The 16,314-nt window shown below is 71.8% G+C and carries 18 protein-coding genes; 10 read left to right on the forward strand and 8 right to left on the reverse strand.

Annotated elements, in window-relative coordinates:
• Positions 1-273: 273 nt before the first annotated feature.
• A complete protein-coding gene (locus tag IW248_RS21760; RefSeq protein ID WP_196928458.1) occupies positions 274-1,470 on the reverse strand; it encodes an acyl-CoA dehydrogenase family protein in 1,197 nt (398 codons plus the stop codon).
• Positions 1,471-1,647: 177 nt separating this feature from the next.
• Here IW248_RS21760 and IW248_RS21765 point away from each other — a divergent pair, with 177 nt between their 5' ends.
• On the forward strand, positions 1,648-2,190 hold the full coding sequence (locus tag IW248_RS21765) for a DUF4190 domain-containing protein (RefSeq protein WP_196928459.1): 543 nt from the start codon (positions 1,648-1,650) through the stop codon (positions 2,188-2,190).
• 27 nt (positions 2,191-2,217) lie between these two features.
• Here the strand turns inward: IW248_RS21765 and IW248_RS21770 are convergent, their stop codons facing one another.
• Entirely contained in the window at positions 2,218-3,123 is a 906-nt protein-coding gene (locus tag IW248_RS21770; protein WP_124819984.1) for an SDR family NAD(P)-dependent oxidoreductase, read from the reverse strand.
• Between the two features lie 118 nt (positions 3,124-3,241).
• On the opposite strand from IW248_RS21770, the gene IW248_RS21775 reads away from it, so the two are divergent.
• Positions 3,242-3,826, forward strand: a complete 585-nt coding sequence (locus IW248_RS21775) for a DUF4190 domain-containing protein (protein WP_196928460.1) — start codon at positions 3,242-3,244, stop codon at positions 3,824-3,826.
• A 75-nt stretch (positions 3,827-3,901) separates the two neighbouring features.
• Here the strand turns inward: IW248_RS21775 and IW248_RS21780 are convergent, their stop codons facing one another.
• Positions 3,902-4,858 carry an HpcH/HpaI aldolase/citrate lyase family protein gene (locus IW248_RS21780; protein ID WP_124819986.1) on the reverse strand — a complete coding sequence of 319 codons (957 nt, stop codon included), beginning with the start codon at positions 4,856-4,858 and terminating at the stop codon, positions 3,902-3,904.
• A 128-nt stretch (positions 4,859-4,986) separates the two neighbouring features.
• Here IW248_RS21780 and IW248_RS21785 point away from each other — a divergent pair, with 128 nt between their 5' ends.
• The 3 genes from IW248_RS21785 to IW248_RS21795 all read left to right on the forward strand — a co-directional run bounded on the left by IW248_RS21785 (position 4,987) and on the right by IW248_RS21795 (position 6,975).
• Positions 4,987-5,811: an SDR family NAD(P)-dependent oxidoreductase gene (locus IW248_RS21785; RefSeq protein WP_196930306.1), complete on the forward strand. Its 825-nt coding sequence runs from the start codon at positions 4,987-4,989 to the stop codon at positions 5,809-5,811.
• The gene (locus tag IW248_RS21790; RefSeq protein WP_196928461.1) at positions 5,804-6,097 is read left to right on the forward strand and encodes a hypothetical protein; all 294 of its coding nucleotides are present in this window, start codon (positions 5,804-5,806) and stop codon (positions 6,095-6,097) included. Before IW248_RS21785 ends, IW248_RS21790 begins: the two co-directional genes overlap by 8 nt.
• Before the next feature lie 233 nt (positions 6,098-6,330).
• Positions 6,331-6,975: a hypothetical protein gene (locus tag IW248_RS21795; protein WP_196928462.1), complete on the forward strand. Its 645-nt coding sequence runs from the start codon at positions 6,331-6,333 to the stop codon at positions 6,973-6,975.
• 6 nt (positions 6,976-6,981) lie between these two features.
• Here the strand turns inward: IW248_RS21795 and IW248_RS21800 are convergent, their stop codons facing one another.
• Positions 6,982-7,926, reverse strand: a complete 945-nt coding sequence (locus tag IW248_RS21800; RefSeq protein ID WP_196928463.1) for a DMT family transporter — start codon at positions 7,924-7,926, stop codon at positions 6,982-6,984.
• A gap of 106 nt (positions 7,927-8,032) precedes the next feature.
• Between IW248_RS21800 and IW248_RS21805 the strand changes: the two genes are divergently transcribed.
• On the forward strand, positions 8,033-8,752 hold the full coding sequence (locus IW248_RS21805; RefSeq protein WP_196928464.1) for an HAD family hydrolase: 720 nt from the start codon (positions 8,033-8,035) through the stop codon (positions 8,750-8,752).
• 8 nt (positions 8,753-8,760) lie between these two features.
• Here the strand turns inward: IW248_RS21805 and IW248_RS21810 are convergent, their stop codons facing one another.
• On the reverse strand, positions 8,761-9,291 hold the full coding sequence (locus tag IW248_RS21810; RefSeq protein WP_196928465.1) for a hypothetical protein: 531 nt from the start codon (positions 9,289-9,291) through the stop codon (positions 8,761-8,763).
• 12 nt (positions 9,292-9,303) lie between these two features.
• On the reverse strand, positions 9,304-10,173 hold the full coding sequence (locus tag IW248_RS21815; protein WP_196928466.1) for a PhzF family phenazine biosynthesis protein: 870 nt from the start codon (positions 10,171-10,173) through the stop codon (positions 9,304-9,306).
• A 33-nt stretch (positions 10,174-10,206) separates the two neighbouring features.
• Between IW248_RS21815 and IW248_RS21820 the strand changes: the two genes are divergently transcribed.
• From IW248_RS21820 to IW248_RS21830, 3 genes are all read left to right on the forward strand, one after another.
• Positions 10,207-11,493 (forward strand): magnesium transporter MgtE N-terminal domain-containing protein, encoded by a 1,287-nt coding sequence (locus IW248_RS21820; RefSeq protein ID WP_124819993.1) that lies wholly within the window; start codon positions 10,207-10,209, stop codon positions 11,491-11,493.
• Positions 11,486-12,136, forward strand: coding sequence for a DUF1003 domain-containing protein (locus tag IW248_RS21825; RefSeq protein ID WP_124819994.1), 651 nt, complete (start codon positions 11,486-11,488; stop codon positions 12,134-12,136). The genes IW248_RS21820 and IW248_RS21825 overlap by 8 nt, the downstream gene beginning before the upstream one ends.
• Positions 12,137-12,212: 76 nt before the next feature.
• The gene (locus IW248_RS21830) at positions 12,213-13,361 is read left to right on the forward strand and encodes an Mrp/NBP35 family ATP-binding protein (protein WP_124819995.1); all 1,149 of its coding nucleotides are present in this window, start codon (positions 12,213-12,215) and stop codon (positions 13,359-13,361) included.
• A 107-nt stretch (positions 13,362-13,468) separates the two neighbouring features.
• On the opposite strand, the gene IW248_RS21835 is transcribed toward IW248_RS21830, so the two are convergent.
• Together IW248_RS21835 and IW248_RS21840 are read right to left on the reverse strand one after the other, a co-directional pair.
• On the reverse strand, positions 13,469-13,891 hold the full coding sequence (locus tag IW248_RS21835; RefSeq protein WP_196928467.1) for a twin-arginine translocase TatA/TatE family subunit: 423 nt from the start codon (positions 13,889-13,891) through the stop codon (positions 13,469-13,471).
• Between the two features lie 76 nt (positions 13,892-13,967).
• On the reverse strand, positions 13,968-15,440 hold the full coding sequence (locus tag IW248_RS21840) for a S1C family serine protease (protein ID WP_372432764.1): 1,473 nt from the start codon (positions 15,438-15,440) through the stop codon (positions 13,968-13,970).
• Positions 15,441-15,739: 299 nt separating this feature from the next.
• Between IW248_RS21840 and IW248_RS21845 the strand changes: the two genes are divergently transcribed.
• On the forward strand, positions 15,740-16,309 hold the full coding sequence (locus IW248_RS21845) for an O-methyltransferase (RefSeq protein ID WP_124820012.1): 570 nt from the start codon (positions 15,740-15,742) through the stop codon (positions 16,307-16,309).
• The last annotated feature ends 5 nt before the right edge of the window (positions 16,310-16,314 follow it).

Below are 16,314 nucleotides of genomic sequence, written 5' to 3' on the forward strand. Positions count from 1 at the left end.
CGCTTCTATTCCCCACCACGACTCCTTGATCGACGAGGTTGGGGTGAGTGCGGAAGGGCTGGTGGGGTGAGGGCGGGTCACCGGCCTGCGCTGGTCAGGGGCGCCATGTCTCGTCAACGACGACGCGTCCGTCGGCGCGGACAGCCTCGGTCACGAGCGTGATGCCTCTGAGTCATATTGATGCCTCACGGTCATCACGCTCGTGACCGACGACGCGGATCGGCGACCGGCCAGCAAGCAACCGGCAGCGAGCAACCGATCAGCAGGCGCGGATCAGAGCTTGTATTCCTTGAGGAGGCCCCGGGAGATGATGGTCTTCTGGATCTCGGAGGTGCCCTCGCCGATGAGCAGGAACGGGGCCTCCCGCATCAGCCGCTCGATTTCGTACTCCTTGGAGTAGCCGTAGCCGCCGTGGATGCGGAACGCCTCCTGGACGACCTCGGCGCAGTATTCCGAGGCGAGCAGCTTGGCCATGCCGGCCTCGACGTCGTTGCGCTGGCCGGCGTCCTTGAGCCGTGCGGCGTTGACCATGAGGGCGTGCGCCGCCTCGATCTTCGTGCCCATCTCGGCGAGCTTGAAGGCGATCGCCTGGTGCTTGGCGAGGGGCTGGCCGAAGGTCTTGCGCTGCTGGGCGTAGCTGACCGCCAGCTCGAAGGCGCGGATGGAGATGCCGCAGGCGCGGGCGGCCACGTTGACCCGGCCCACCTCGATGCCGTCCATCATCTGGTAGAAGCCACGGCCCACCTTGTCGGCGCCACCGAGGATCGCGGAGTCGGGCACGGTCACGCCGTCGAGCACCATCTCGGTGGTCTCGACACCCTTGTAACCCATCTTCTCGATCTTGCCGGGGATGGTGAGGCCGGGGGCGGTCTCACCGAAGCCCGGCTCCTTCTCCAGCAGGAACGTGCTCATGTTGCCGTAGACGGACTCCGCGCCGGTGTCGGTCTTGACCAGGGTGGCGACCACCGAGGAGTACGCCCCGTTGGTGAGCCACATCTTCTGCCCGTTGAGCACGTAGCGGTCGCCGTCGCGGACGGCCCGGGACTTGATCGCGGAGACGTCGGAGCCGGTCTCGGGCTCGGACATGGAGAACGCTCCGCGCACCTCGCCGGTGGCCATTCTCGGCAGCAGGCGGGTCTTCTGCTCGGCGGAGCCGTGCTGGGAGATCAGGTACGCCACGATGAAGTGGGTGTTGACGATGCCGGAGATCGACATCCAGCCTCGGGACAGCTGCTCCACGACAAGCGCGTAGGTGAGCAGTGATTCGCCGAGCCCGCCGTACTCCTCGTCGATGGTGAGGCCGAACAGCCCCATCTCGCGCATGCCGTCGAGGATGTCGGTGGGGTACTCGTCGGCGTGCTCCAGCCGCTGCGCGTGCGGAATGATCTCCTTGTCGGCGAACTCCCGAACGGTCTCCAGGATCGACTGTTGTACGTCGGTCAGGCCGGGCGTCTGGGCGAGTCGGGCCATCTCAGCCTCCGGGGATCCGCGCACTACTCGTGGGTAACTGAACGCTGGGTCAGTATCGGCCCCCCGGGCCGACGAGGCCAAGGTGACCAGTCCACACAACCGCTGTGAAAAGGTTCACCGCTGCGGGTAGCGTCCGGCAAGAGGGACTTTTCCGGCACCGGCAGCAGGAGGACAGCTGTGAGCTACCCGCCGCCGTCGGGACCACCCGAGGACGAGCCGCCGCCGTCACCCTACGAGCCACCCAGGGACCAGTCGCCGTACGCGCCACCGCCGGCCGACCAGCCTCCGTACGTGCCGCAGCCGGACCAGCCGGCGTACGAGCTGCCAGCGGAACGCTCACCGTACGGGCCACCGGCTGGTGAACCGTCGCCGTACGGCCACCAGGGGCCGCAGCAGTCGGCGCACTGGAGTCAGCAACCGCCGTACCCCCCGCAGGGCCCCTACGGCCAGTACGGTCCACCGCCGTCCGGGCCGGGTCGGGGCACCAACGTGCTGGCGATCCTGTCGCTGGTGTTCGCCTTCGTGTTTCCGCCGGCCGGCGCCGTCCTCGGTCACGTGGCCAAGCGGCAGATCCGTACCAGCGGCGAGGAGGGCGGCCAGCTCGCGACCTGGGGGCTGATCCTGGGCTACGTCTTCACCGGGCTGACCGTGCTGGCCTGCTGTGGCTGGCTGGCGCTGGTGGCCTTCGCCAACAACACCGGCGACAGCGGCAGCTACTGACCGACCGACCGGCGCGGCCCAGCGCGGTCAGCGGAAACGGGCCTCGCGGACGCTGTTGCCGCCGTCCACCACCAACATCTGCCCGGTGATGTACGAGGCGGCCGGCGAGCAGAGGAAGCTGATCGCCGCGGCTACCTCGTCCGGCGTGCCCGGTCGCCCCACCGGGGTGCCCAACCCCTGCTTGATCTCGGCCATGGTGGACGCCGCGGTGTAGATGGTGCCGGGCGCCACCGCGTTGACGGTCACGCCGTCGGCGATCATCTCCATCGCCAGGGCCCGGGTCAGCCCGACGACCCCGGCCTTCGCCGCGGCGTACGCGGCCTCGGTGGGCAGGGCGTTGACCGGGCCGGCCGTGGCCGAGAGGTTGACGATCCGACCCCAGCCCCGCTCGGCCATCCCCCCGATGAACGCGCGGCTGCACAGGAACGCGGTGGAGAGGTTGCGGTCGATCTCACCGCGCCACTCGTCGTAGGTCAGCTGCGCCACCGGCCGCAGCACCCCCTGGCTGGCCCGACTGGCCAGGCCGGCGTTGTTGACCAGCACCTCGACGTCGCCCAACTGCTCGGCGACCGCATCGGCCAGCGCGCCGACCTCGGACTCGTCGGTCAGGTCCGCGACGAAACCGGTCACCCCCAGCTCGGTCGCCCGCTCGTGGATGCGTCGGGTGGTGGAGACGATGGCCACCCGGGCGCCCAGGTCGGCGAGTCGCCGGGCGGTGGCGTACCCAATGCCGTCCGGGCTGCCCGCGCCGGTGACCAGAGCGACCCGCCCGTCGAGGCGCATGGTGACCGGGTCGGTGAGCGCGACCGGCTCGTCGGGGCCGGGGTTGCCGGCCGGGGCGGCCGTCCGGGCGCGCCGGGCCGCACCCGGGCGGCTGACGTCCCGTCGGGGTCGGCTGCCGGAGCGGTCCGCGGCGCGCGCGTCGTATGCCATGCCAGCGATCCTGCCCGTTACGACCGGCCCGAGCAACGCGGCACCCGGAAGCGGGGGCGTCGGGTTTGGGCGGCGCTGGCTACCCTGTCTCCGCACCCCGACCTGACGGAGAGTTCGCATGACCAATCCCCCGCCGCCCGGCAACTGGACCGATCCCACGTGGTCGGCCCAGCCGTCGAGCCCCGCACCGGACCCGACCCTTGTGGCCGGTCAGCCGGTGCCCCCGCAACCTGGCCCGGTCGACCCGTACGCGCCCGACCCGTACGCCCCGACCCCATACGCCCCGGACCCGTACGCCCCGGTCGACCCTTACGCCGGCGCGAAGCAGCCAGCGACCCAGCCAATGCCCGGTTACGCCCCGGCCGGTTACGCCCCGGCCGGTTACGCCCCGGCCGGTTACCCGCCGCAGTACCCCGGCTACGGCTACCCGCAGCCGCCGAAGACCAACGGGCTGGCGATCGCGGCGTTCGTGCTGGCCCTGATCGGTTTCACGTCCTGCATCACCGCGCCGATCGGCGCGATCCTCGGGCATGTCGCGCAGAAACAGATCCGGCTCAGCGGCGAGGGCGGCGCGGGGATGGCGAAGGCCGCCATCATCGTCGGCTGGATCCTCACCGGGTTCCTGGTGCTGGTGATCGCCGGCTACGCCGCCGCGATCATCTACGCGATCGCGACGAGCGACAACAGCAGCAGCAGCTACTGACCGGCGGGCGGGCCGGCGTACCGCCGATTGTCGAGCCGGATCGACAGCCGGCGGCTGTCGTCCCGGCCCGGCCGGTCACTGCTCCGGTGGGGTGAACGACGAGGTACGGCTCATCCCGGCCGCCCGGCCCTTGGCGGCGACCACGAGCGCCATCTTGCGGGACGCCTCGTCGATCATCTCGTCGCCGAGCATCACGGCGCCGAGCCGGCCGCCGGCCTCCGAGGTGTAGTGCTCGTACGCGTCGAGGATCAACTCGGCGTGGTCGTAGTCGGCCTGCGCCGGCTGGTAGACCTCGTTGGCGGCGTCGATCTGGCCCGGGTGCAGCACCCACTTGCCGTCGAAGCCCAGCGCGGCCGAACGCTTGGCCACCTCGCGGAAGGCGTCGACGTCGCGGATCTGCAGGAAAGGGCCGTCGATGGCCTGCTTGTCGTGCATCCGCGCGGCCATCAGGATCCGCATCAGGATGTAGTGGTACGGGTCGCCCGGGTAGTCCGGGATCAGGCCGCCGACCACCATCGACTTCATGTTGATCGACGCCATGAAATCGGCCGGGCCGAAGATGATGGTCTCCACGCGCGGGGAGGCGGCGGCGATCGCGTCCACGTTGACCAGACCTGCGGCGTTCTCGATCTGCGCCTCGATGCCGATCCGACCGACCTCCAGGCCGATCGTCTTCTCGATCTGGGTGAGCGTCAGGTCCAGCCACTGCACCTGGGCGGCGGTCTGCACCTTCGGCAGCATGATGCAGTCCAGGTTGGCACCGGCGCCCTCGACGACCTCAATGACGTCCCGGTAGGTCCACGGGGTGGTCAGGTCGTTGACCCGGACCACCCGGGTCTTGCCGGCCCAGTCACCCTCGTTGAGGGCGGCCACGATGTTCTTGCGCGCGTCCGGCTTGGCCAGTGGGGCGACGGCGTCCTCCAGGTCGAGGAAGACCTGGTCGGCCGCGAGCCCCTGAGCCTTGCCGAGCATCTTCACGCTGGAACCCGGCACGGCGAGGCAGGACCTGCGGGGGCGACCGACTGCGGCCATGGATGCGCTCCTTCCAGCGTCCGGCGGGCATGCCGACGCCACCTGACGACAGATCCGAGACCTTAACGATCCCAAAGGGCGTTGTGACGCCACGGTAACCTCGCGCCATGACCGGGGTGAATGGACCTGTGGAAGATCTCACTGGGCGCCGACTGGTGGTGGTGACCGGGGCCAGCTCCGGCATCGGACTGGCCGCCGCCGTGCACCTGGCCTGCCGTGGCGACCAGGTGGTACTGGTCGGGCGGGACCCGGCCCGCCTCCAGGCCGCCGCCGAGCGGGTACGGGAGAACTCCGGTGAGCGTCCGGAGCTGTTCCGGGCCGACTTCGCGATCCTCGACGACGTACGCCGACTGGCCGAGCAGCTTCGGGCCGCGTACGACCGGATCGACGTGCTCGCCAACAACGCCGGCGCGATCGCGCTGCAACCACTTGTCACAGTCGACGGCTTCGAGATGTCGATCCAGGCCAACCACCTGGCCCCGTTCCTGCTCACCAACCTGCTCGCCGACCGGGTGGACCGGCTCGTGGTGACCGCCTCCGGCGCGCACCGCTTCGGCGCACTCGACTCGGACGACCTGAACAAGCCCCTGCGTGACTACCGGCCGATGGGCGCGTACGGCACAAGCAAACAGGCGAACATCCTGTTCACCGCCGAGGCCGCCCGGCGTTGGCCGGGCATGTTCGCGTACAGCTTCCACCCGGGGGTGGTCCGCACCCGGTTCGCCAACGACAGCAGGCTCGTCGCGTTCGGCATGCGTTTCATGCCCTTCCGCAGCCCGGAGAAGGGCGCGGAGACGCTTGTGTGGCTGGCCAACCAGGAGCACTCCCGGCTGATCAACGGGGGTTACTACGTGGATCGTCGGCCGCGTCGGCCCCTTCGGAAGGCGGCCGATCCGCAACTCGCCGCCCGACTGTGGGCGGCGAGCGCCAAGGCCGTCGGTCTCGATGACTGACGTGACCGGCGTGCTGACACTTGTCGCGATCGTCGAGTTCGCCGCCGGGGCCGAGGCCGCCGGGCAGCGTTACGAGGACTCCGTGCTGGCCCTGCTCGGCCGGCACGGCGGCCACCTGGAACGGCGACTGCACGGCACCGACGGGCGGGCCGAGGTGCACATGATCCGGTTCGACGACCGGGCCGGGTACGAGTCGTTCCTCGCCGATGCGGACCGGGCGGCCCTGCGAACCGCCCTCGGCGAAGCCGCTCCGACGACCCGGGTCATCGAGGTGCACGAAGCCTGACCCTCAGCGGCGGCAATCGCCCGGCGGGCGGCGCCGGAGCTCCGACCGGGACGAGCCACGGATTTTCCGGCAATCTTGGACAGTTTCCGTTAGCTGCTAACGGAAACTGTCCAAGATTGCTTCAGCAGCACGCACCCGCAGAGGTGCAAACCTGCGTCTTCCCTCACTTCATCACGGGGCGGCGGGCGAGAACAAGACTTGATCTTGGCGCATCCGGCGGTCAGGGTCGAGGCATGGAGTTCGATGCGACGGCCACCGCACGCCGGGCCCTCTGGATCGGCGGTGGGCAATGGGCCGGCAAGTCCACGGTCGCCGTCAACCTGGCCCTTCGACACGGGCTTACCGCTTACCTCTACGACCGACACGATGCCCGCGGCCACGACGATCGGCGCATCGCCGACCAAGTCCGGCGGGGAGAGTCACCGGCAAGCCCTGACCCGGACGCTGTCTGGGTCCGCACCGATCCAACCCGGATGGCAGCCGAGACGCTGGCCGGCTTTGCCAGGCGCTTCGCCTGGGTGCTGGACGACCTGAGCGCGCTGGTGCCCGGCCGGAGGCTGGTGGCAGAGGGCTGGGGGCTGCGGCCGGAGCTGGTGGCACCGGTCGTCGAGTCGGTACGGCAGATGGTTGTCCTGGTGCCCACCGCCGAGTTTCGCGCCCACCAGCTCACCCGACTGCCTCGGGCCAGCAACGCCCTAGCGGGGGTCAGCGACCCAGAGCGGGCCAACCGCAACCGGTGGAAGCGGGACGAACTGGTGGCGGTGGATGCGGTGGCGCAGGCCGAAGCGCTTGGCGTACGGGTCGTCGAGGTGGACGGGAGCCTCGACGGCGAACAGCTGACCGACCTGGTGGCCGAGCACTTCGCGGCGTACCTGTGACGTTCGTCAGTCGGCCAGCGGGGTCGGGTCGGCCGGCAGGGCGGTGGGTTCGCTCCGCCGGCCGCCGAGCACCACCACCGCCACGCCGGCCAGCAGCAACGCCATTCCGAGCAGCGCGTACGGGCGGGGCAGTTGACCCAGCCAGGCCCAGCCAAGCAGTGCCGCGCCCGGCGCCTCCAGCAGGATCAGCACGCTCACAGTCGTCGCCGGGATCTTCCGCAGTGCGTAGTTGAACATCGAGTGCCCGAGCAGTTGGGCGCCGGCCACCAGGGCCAGGATGGCCAGCCAGCTACGCCCGTCGAACCCGGTCAGCCGTACGCCACCGGCCAGGCACAGGGCCAGCAGGATCAGTGCGCAGATCCCGTAGCAGATGGTGGTGTAGGTGGTGGTGCTGATGCTGGTCCGCGCCCGTTCCCCGAACGCGGTGTAGACGGCGGCGAACACGCCGCCGGTCAACGCCAGGACGTCGCCGAGGACGGCCCGGCCGGAGACTCCCACGTCCACCCCAGTGGCGACCGCCGCGCCGCCGACCGCCACCGCGATGCCGATCCACACCAGCCGGGGCAGCGGACGCCCCTGGGCGCGGGCGATCAGCCCCTGCCAGACCGGCTGGGTGGCGACCAGTGCGGTGGAGGTGGCGACCGAGGTGAGCTGGGCGCTCGGCACCCAGGTCGCGAAGTGCCCGGCCAACGCGACCCCGGACAGAGCGCAGAACAGCCCCTCCCGCCGGCCCGCACCCACTGTCAGCGTGCGGAACTCGGCGCGACGTCGAACCAGCGCGAAGGGGCTCAGTACGGCCACCGCGAGCAGGTTGCGCCAGAACGCGATGGCCAGCGCGGGGGCGGCCGCGTACGCGATCAGCGGCGCGGACGACGACACGGCGACCACGGCCAGCCCGACCGCGCCGGTGGTCAGCGGATCCACTGTCGGCCGAGGTAAAGGTGGGGGCACGGGACGTAATCCTCACACGTATGACGGTCAGCACGGAGGGTCATCGCTCCGTTACGATCACGCGGTTCCGCGCCGGCGACCCTCGACCGCCCGGAGGCGTTCCCCCATGCCCAGCTACCAGGCGGTGCTGTTCGACTTTTTCGGCACCCTGACCCGTTCGGTGCAGCGCGGCGTCGCCCACCTCGGCACCGCCGAACTGCTCGGGTGCCACACCGACACGTTGACCGAGGTGCTGGATCGTACCTACTACGAGCGGGCCACCGGCCTTCTCGGCAACGCGGAGGCGACCCTGCGCTGGGTGTGCGCCCAGGCCGGCGTACACCCCAGTGACCAGGCGGTGCGGGCGGCCGTGGCCTCCCGGCACCGGGCGGTCCGCGCCGACACCTGGCTGCGGGCCGACGCGGTGCCGGTGCTGGCGGCCCTGCGCCAGCGCGGCCTACGCACCGGCGTGATCAGCGACTGTACGCACGAACTGCCGGCCTTCCTGCCGCAGCTCGCGATCGCCCCGCTGCTCGACGTACGGGTCTTCTCGGTGCAGGTCGGGCGGTGCAAGCCGGACCCGGCGCTCTACCTGACCGCCTGCCAGCGGCTCGGGCTCGCCCCCGGCGACTGCCTCTACGTCGGTGACGGCGGCAGCCAGGAGTTGACCGGCGCCGAGCGGGCCGGGATGACCGCCGTCCGGCTCGCCGCACCGGATCTGGCCACGCACCTGGTGTTCAACGCCGACCGGGACTGGCGCGGCCTCACACTCGGCACCCTGGGCGAGGTGCTCGCCCTCGTCGACGCGGACGCGGCGGTCGCGGGCGTCGGCGGCCGGGCGGGCTGATCAGTTGATCAGCGGCGGCGGACCCGGTGCAGGCGGAACGGTTTGCGGGTGGCCCGGACCGCCGGAGTCGCCCGGGGCGGCTCGGCCTGCGCGTCGGCCGGCAACTCCGCTCCGGCCAGCGGCGTACCGGCCGGAGCGAGCCGGTTCACCGCGCATCCGTCGGCGGCCCACCGGGCCACCAGGTCGGCTGTCGGACCGGGCGCGTTGAGCCGCTTCGCCGCCACCAGCGGCGCGGTGATGTCCCACGCCTCGGTGCCCGGCTGCAACCGGCTCACCCGCGCCGGCCAGGTGACGATCCGACCGCCGTGGTCGCCGCGCAGGGTGACCTGGGCCTCGGTGGCGTCGGCCAGACCCGGTGCGGCCTGCTCGCCCGGCCCGCTCACCACCAGGAGCGCGCCCTCCAGTGGGGCGCACCAGAGCGCGAGCGCCGGCCCGCCGGCAACGCTGATCCAGGCCACGGCGGCCTTCTTCATCGCCTCGTCGACCAGTGGGGTGCCCCCGAGGGCTTCCTCGTCCGTCACACCCGCATCCTCCCGCATCGGTGCCTCCGCTCAGCCCACGAACGGCGGCACGGCGATCTCGCCCCGGGCCACCGGCATCACCTGACCGGCGACCGTCGCGCCGACCGCCACCCCGTCCGCCGCGGTGACAGTGCAGGCCAACGCGGACGGACGGTTCATCTCCACACCCTGACGGACCGCGTACTCCGACCGCCCCTCGCCGGGCAGCAGGCCACTCGCCACCAGCCAGACACCGAGGCCGAGCGCCGCCGAACCGGTCGCCGGGTCCTCCGGAACGCCGATCCCCGGCACGAAGACCCGGGCATGCGCGGTTTGCGCGGCCGCGTCCCAGGAGAAGACGCTGACGTGCGACACCCCGTACCGCTGCGCCACCGCCGGGTTCACCCGGGCGCGGGCCACCGACTCCGGCCGCACCGGCAGGTACGGGAACTCCAGCCCGCAGCCGGCGACACGTGGGGCGGGCCCGATGTGGTCGTCGGCTACCAGCCCGGCAATCTCCAGCAACGGCTCCGGGTCCAACTCCGGCCCGAGGGTCGGGGCGCCCCCGGTCAGCGTCGCCCCGGACGCGGTCACCTCGATCGGCAGCACACCGGCCCCGCACTCCTGGGTGACCTGCCCCACACCGAACATGCCCCGCCGGCACGCGGTGACCGCCGCGCCGACGCTGGGGTGCCCCGCGAACGGCAACTCCTCCACCGGTGTGAAGATCCGGGCCCGGTAGGTGATGCCGACCTGGGTCGGCGGCAGCACGAACACCGTCTCGGAGAGGTTGAACTCCAGCGCGAGCGCCTGCATCTGCTCGGTGGCCAGCGCCTCCGCGCCGAACACCACCGCCAGCGGGTTGCCGGCGAAGGGGCGGTCGGTGAAGACGTCCACGATCTCGTAGGCCAAGGTCGACATGTTGATAAACCCTAGGCGCTTAGGCTGGTGCCCGTGAGCACGCCGAACCGGGTCTACATCGCCCGTCTCGCCGGAGTCGCCGTCTTCGACCCGAACGGCGACCAGGTGGGCCGGGTTCGTGACGCCGTGGCACGGCTCCGGGCGACCAAGCGTCCGCCCGAGGTGGTGGGCCTCGTCGCCGAGATGCCGATGCGCCGTCGGATCTTCCTGTCCATCAACCGGATCACCTCCATCGACGCGGACGCCGTCGTGCTCGGCTCCGGCACCCTCAACCTGCGCCGGTTCGAGAAACGCCAGAACGAGCTGCTGGTGCTCCAGGAACTGCTCGACCGGCGTGTGCAACTCGACCCGGGCGGCCAACCCGGCGCGGTCGTGGACGTCGCGATGGAGTGCACCCGGGGCGGCGAGTGGTCGCTGACCCGTGTCGCCGTACGCGAGCAGACCGGTCGGCTCAGCCGCCGCGGCCACCTGCACCAGGTCGAGTGGGACCGGGTGCGCGGGCTCAGCGGCATCGCCGACAACCGGGGTACGGCGAACCTGCTCGCCGTCCTGGAGGACATGCGCCCCGCCGACCTGGCCAACGCGTTGCAGGATCTGCCCGACGCGCGGCGCAACGAGGTCGCGGCCGCGCTGGACGACGAGCGACTGGCCGACGTGCTCAGCGAGCTGCCGGAGCACGACCAGGTGGAGATCCTCGCCGCCCTGGACCGGGAGCGGGCCGCCGACATCCTGGAGGAGATGGACCCGGACGACGCCGCGGACCTGCTCAACGAGCTGCCCCCGCCCGAGCAGGACGTGCTGCTGGACCTGATGGAGCCGGACGAGGCCGACCCGGTACGTCAGCTACTGAAGTACACCCCCGGCACGGCGGGCAGTGTGATGACCTCGGAGCCGGTCATCCTGCCGCCGGACGCCACCGTCGCCGAGGCGCTGGCCCGGATCCGGGAGCCCCAGCTCTCCCCCGCCGTCGCCGCGCAGGTCTTCGTGACCCGGGCACCGCAGAACACGCCGACGGGCCGCTACCTGGGCATGGTGCACTTCCAGGCGCTGCTGCGCGAACCACCGGCCGACCTGCTGGGCAAGGTGGTGGTCAACGACATCGACCCGCTGCGCCCCACCACGCCGCTGCCGGAGATCACCCGCCGGATGGCCACCTACGACCTGGTCGCCATGCCGGTGATCGACCGCAACAACCGGCTGGTTGGCGCCGTGACAGTGGACGACGTGCTGGACCACTCGCTGCCCCGGGACTGGCGAGACCGTGACGCCCTGGTCGCCCCGGGCACCGCGGACGTGGCGCTGGACGGCGCGGATGGCTGAGCAGCGGCGGGCGGAGCGGCTCGACCAGCCGCGCGAGCCCCGGGGCATCAAGCTGCCCCGGTTCGACGCGGAGGCGTTCGGTCGGTGGTCGGAGGGCATCGCCCGGGGCATGGGCACCGCGAACTTCCTCGTCGTCATGACGGTGGTGATCGCGATCTGGTTCGGCTGGAACACCCTGGCCCCGGCGAACCTGCGCTTCGACCCGTACACCTTCACGTTCCTGACCCTGATCCTGTCCCTGCAGGCCAGCTACGCGGCCCCGCTGATCCTGCTGGCCCAGAACCGGCAGGCCGACCGGGACCGGGTGGCCCTCGAGGAGGACCGGCGGCGAGCCACCGCGCAGAAGGCGGACACCGAGTACCTGGCGCGGGAGATCGCGGCCCTGCGGATCGCGCTGGGTGAGGTCGCCACCCGCGACTTCCTCCGCTCCGAGCTGGCCCGGCTGGCCGAGGAACTGGACGAGATGGGGCAACGCCGGCAGCGACTGGAGCGCCGCCAGCAGGAGAAGGACAGCCGGCAGGAGCGACGTGGCCAGCGGCCGACCGACGGTGTCGGCCTCGACGAACCCCGTGACGACCTGGACGGCGACTTCACCCGGGGCGCCCGGCCGGACGGCACCGGCCCGCGCCGGTCGGAGGGCTGACCAACTGGTCATCGATTGGCTCACACCGCCCCGGGCAGCGGCGGCAGCGGATGCCCCGCGACGTAGCATTGCGGGCATGTCAGCACCCGTGAGCACCGTCGAGGACGCGATCCAGGCCGCCCTGGCCACCGTCAACGACCCGGAGATCCGCCGGCCCATCACCGAGCTGGGCATGGTCCGCTCCGCCACGATCGGTGCCAGCGGCGTCGTACGCGTCGAGCTGCTGCTCACCGTCGCCGGCTGCCCGCTGAAGGACAAGCTGCGTAACGACATCACCGCCGCCGTCGCCGCGGTACCCGGCGTCACCGGCGTGGAGATCGACTTCGGTGTGATGACCCCCGAGCAGCGGCAGGGGTTGCAGTCGCAGCTGCGCGGCGGCGGCGCCACCGAGGAGCCCGTCATCCCGTTCGCCCAGCCCGGTTCACGCACCCGCGTGTACGCGGTGGCCAGCGGCAAGGGCGGCGTCGGCAAGTCCAGCGTGACTGTCAACCTGGCGGCGGCGCTCGCGGCCCGTGGGCTCTCCGTCGGGGTGGTCGACGCGGACATCTACGGCCACTCGGTGCCGCGGATGCTCGGCACGGAGGCCCGGCCCACCCGCGTCGAAGACATGATCATGCCGCCGCAGGCGCACGGCGTGAAGGTGATCTCCATCGGCATGTTCACCTCCGGCAACGCCGCAGTGGTGTGGCGTGGCCCCATGCTGCACCGGGCGTTGCAGCAGTTCCTGGCCGACGTCTACTGGGGCGACCTGGACGTGCTCCTGCTCGACCTGCCGCCGGGCACGGGTGACGTGGCCATCTCGCTGGCCCAACTGCTGCCCAACTCGGAGATCCTGATCGTCACCACCCCGCAGACCGCCGCCGCCGAGGTGGCGGAGCGGGCCGGCGCGATCGCCCTGCAGACCCACCAGCGGGTGGTCGGCGTCATCGAGAACATGTCCTGGCTGGAGCTGCCGGACGGCTCCCGGATGGAGATCTTCGGCTCCGGCGGTGGCACTGCCGTCGCCGAGTCGCTGAGCCGGACCATCGGTGCGCAGGTGCCGCTGCTCGGTCAGATCCCACTGGACACCCGGGTCCGCGAGGCCGGCGACGCCGGCAACCCGATCGTGCTGGCCGAGCCGGCATCCCCGGCCGCGCAGGCACTCGGCACGATCGCCGACCGGCTCGCCCTGCGCCGCGAGTCACTGCTGGGCAAGCCCCTCGGCCTCAAGCCCGCCGGCCGCTGACCACCACGAACACCCCTCAGCCCGTCGGCCACCGTTGGCCGGCGGGCTGAGTCGTCGTACGGCCGAGGCGGGTACGGGCCGGGCCAAGGCGCGGAGTACGGGGTTGGTCAGGTGGCGTCGTCGTAGCTGACGCGAGGGGCTGGCGCCGAGGGGCTGCTGGTGGCCGTGCCGGAGCGGGCCTCGTTCGACCGCAGGTCGGCGGCGTTGGCCACGTCCTTCAGGTCGTTGTGCACGCCGCTGACGTCCGCGCGCAGGTTGTCGTAGACGCCCTGCAACGGCTTGCGGATCGCCGCCTCGTCCTCCTCGCTGAGGAGGTGCTTGCGGATGAACGCCTTCGGGTGCAGGTCTTCCAGCTGGATGTCGGTGCCCAGCTCGCGGCTCAGGTCACCGGTGGCGTTGCGGGCCATGTTGCGCAGGTTGCGCACCAACCGCAGGCCGTCGGTGATCACGGCGGGGAGCCGGTCGCCGAAGATCAGCAGCGCCAGGAGCAGCAGCGCACCGATCTCCCACCAGTTCAGGTTGTCGAGCATCCTGCGGGCCTCCTCTCGGCGTCAGCAGCAAGACTACGCACGCTGGACTGCTTTCGGGCAAGGGGTGCGCCGCTGTTCACTTCGCGTCCGCGGCGAGAGTTACCGAGGTGTTCTGCCGGGTGGTGCCCCGCCGATACTCGACGGTCACGACCGAGCCCGGCGCGTACTTGCGGACCAACGCGGTCAGGTCCGTTGGCTCGGTCATCGGCCGCCCATTGATCTTGAGGATCACGTCGCCGACCTTCAGCCCTGCGCCGTCCGCGGGGCCGGACGGCTCCACCTCGGCCAGCCGCAGGCCACCCCCGACAACCCCGGTCGGGCCGTCGGCTCGGGCGCCGATCACCGTACGCCGGGCCTTGCCGGTGCCGATGATGTCCTGGGTCACCCGCTTGGCCTGGTTGATCGGGATGGCGAAGGCGAGCCCGATGTTGCCCGCTTCCTGCCCCTCGGTGACGAGTGACTTGATTGTGGAGTTCACCCCTACCACCCGGCCGGCGCCGTCGACAAGCGGGCCGCCCGAGTTGCCGTGGTTGACCGCGGCGTCGGTCTGAATGGCGGCGTAGTAGCGCACCGGACCGCCCGGCTCGCCGGCCTGCATCGTCCGGTCCAGGGCACTCACGATGCCGGCGGTGACCGTGTTGGCCAGCGACAACGGCGAGCCGATGGCGAGCACGGGGTCGCCGACCGCCAGCGCGTCGGAGTCACCGAACTCCACCGGCCGTAGCCCGGGACGACTCACCTTGATCACGGCGATGTCCGACTCCGCGTCCTGCCCGACGATTGTCGCCGGCGCGGTGCTGCCGTCGTTGAAGACCACCGAGGCCTTGCCGGTGCCACCGGCCACCACATGGTCATTGGTGATCACATGGCCGTCGGCGGTGGCGATGAACCCGGAGCCCTCACTGGTCCCGCCGAGGCTGCTCACCCGCACGGTGACAACGCTGGGTAGGACTCGCTCGGCGACCCCGGCCAGCGACTCCGGTTTGCGCTGCGCCAGTGCCGGCACCTCCGCGGGCGCACCACCGAGGACGGCCGCGCCAGCCCCGCCGCGTACCGCGAACGCGTAGCCCAGCGCACCACCGAGGGTGCCGGCCAGGAGCGCGGTGATCACCGGGATGAGCAACAGGTGGCGCAGTGTCGGCCTGCCCGGCGCATCGGGATCGGTGACCGGCTCGGGCTCGGTGCCGGGGGCCACCACCCCGGGCACCACCACCGCGGTCGGCGCCGACGGGTCGCGCCAGGGGTCGGCGAGCGCGTCCGACCACCAGGGCGACGCGTCGGCCGAGTTGGACCCGCCCGCGGCCGGTCCCGGCCAACCAGGTGCCATCCCACCGGGAGACGCCGGCCCGACCGGAGGCGCCATCCCACCGGGAGACGCCGGCCAACCAGGTGCCGGCCCGCCGCCTGGCGGGGCGAGGGGCGTGTGGTCAGCCCCCGGCATGGTCGGCGGCCCCACCGACGGGGCTCCTACCCCGGGCGGTCGCGCCGGAGCCGGAGTCTCACCGCCCCGGCGCCAGTCCCAGCCGTCGGTCACGTCGGTGCCTCCCAGTCCGTCCCCGGATCCCGCGCCGCGTCGCCCGGCCACGGGCCGGTCTGGTCGCGGCTGACGGGATACCGCCTCCAGGATTGCACGGATGTACGCGGTGCAGTCAGCGGTTGCCCCGGTGATCGCTTCCGGTGGAGGCGCGGCTGCGCCCCGCGACGGTCGCCTCTACGCTCACAGTGCCAACCCGCCCCCGCACCACGCACCGCCCCCGGAGGTGCCCCATCGCCACGGTCGCCGGTTCCGGCAGTTCGACGACGCAGGCTCAGCAGTTCGCCGAGTCGTACGTCACCGAGGACCTCGTTCTGCGTACCGCCCGCAGCCTGGCCCGGGAGGTGGGCCTCGACGCGGTCACCCCCGGCGCGGGAGCGGCGCTGCGGCTGCTCGCCGCCGCCGGCAATGCCCGTGCGGTGGTGGAGATCGGCACCGGCACCGGGGTGAGCGGGGTCTGGCTGCTGCGCGGCATGCGCGCCGACGGCGTGCTCACCACCATCGACCTGGAGGTGGAGCACCAGCGGATCGCCCGGCGGATCTTCGCCGAAGCGGGTTTCGCGGCCGGGCGCACCCGGATCATCACCGGCCGGGCGCTCGACGTGCTGCCCCGGCTCGCCGACGGTGCGTACGACCTGGTCTTCGTGGACGCGGAGGCGACCGGCTTCCATGCCTGCGTGGAGGCGGCGCTGCGGCTGTTACGCCCGGGTGGCGTGCTGGCGCTCAACGGCGTGCTGGCCAGTGGCCGGATCGGCGACCCGTCCGCCCGGGACGCGGAGACGGTGACGGTTCGCGAGACGATCAAGGCGGTCCGGGAGTCGGAGCACTGGATCCCCGCGCTGCTTCCGGTCGGGCATGGGCTGCTCGCCGCGGTGAAGTGCTGACCGGA

The organism is Micromonospora ureilytica (genome assembly GCF_015751765.1).
In the GTDB taxonomy this organism is placed as follows: domain Bacteria; phylum Actinomycetota; class Actinomycetes; order Mycobacteriales; family Micromonosporaceae; genus Micromonospora; species Micromonospora ureilytica.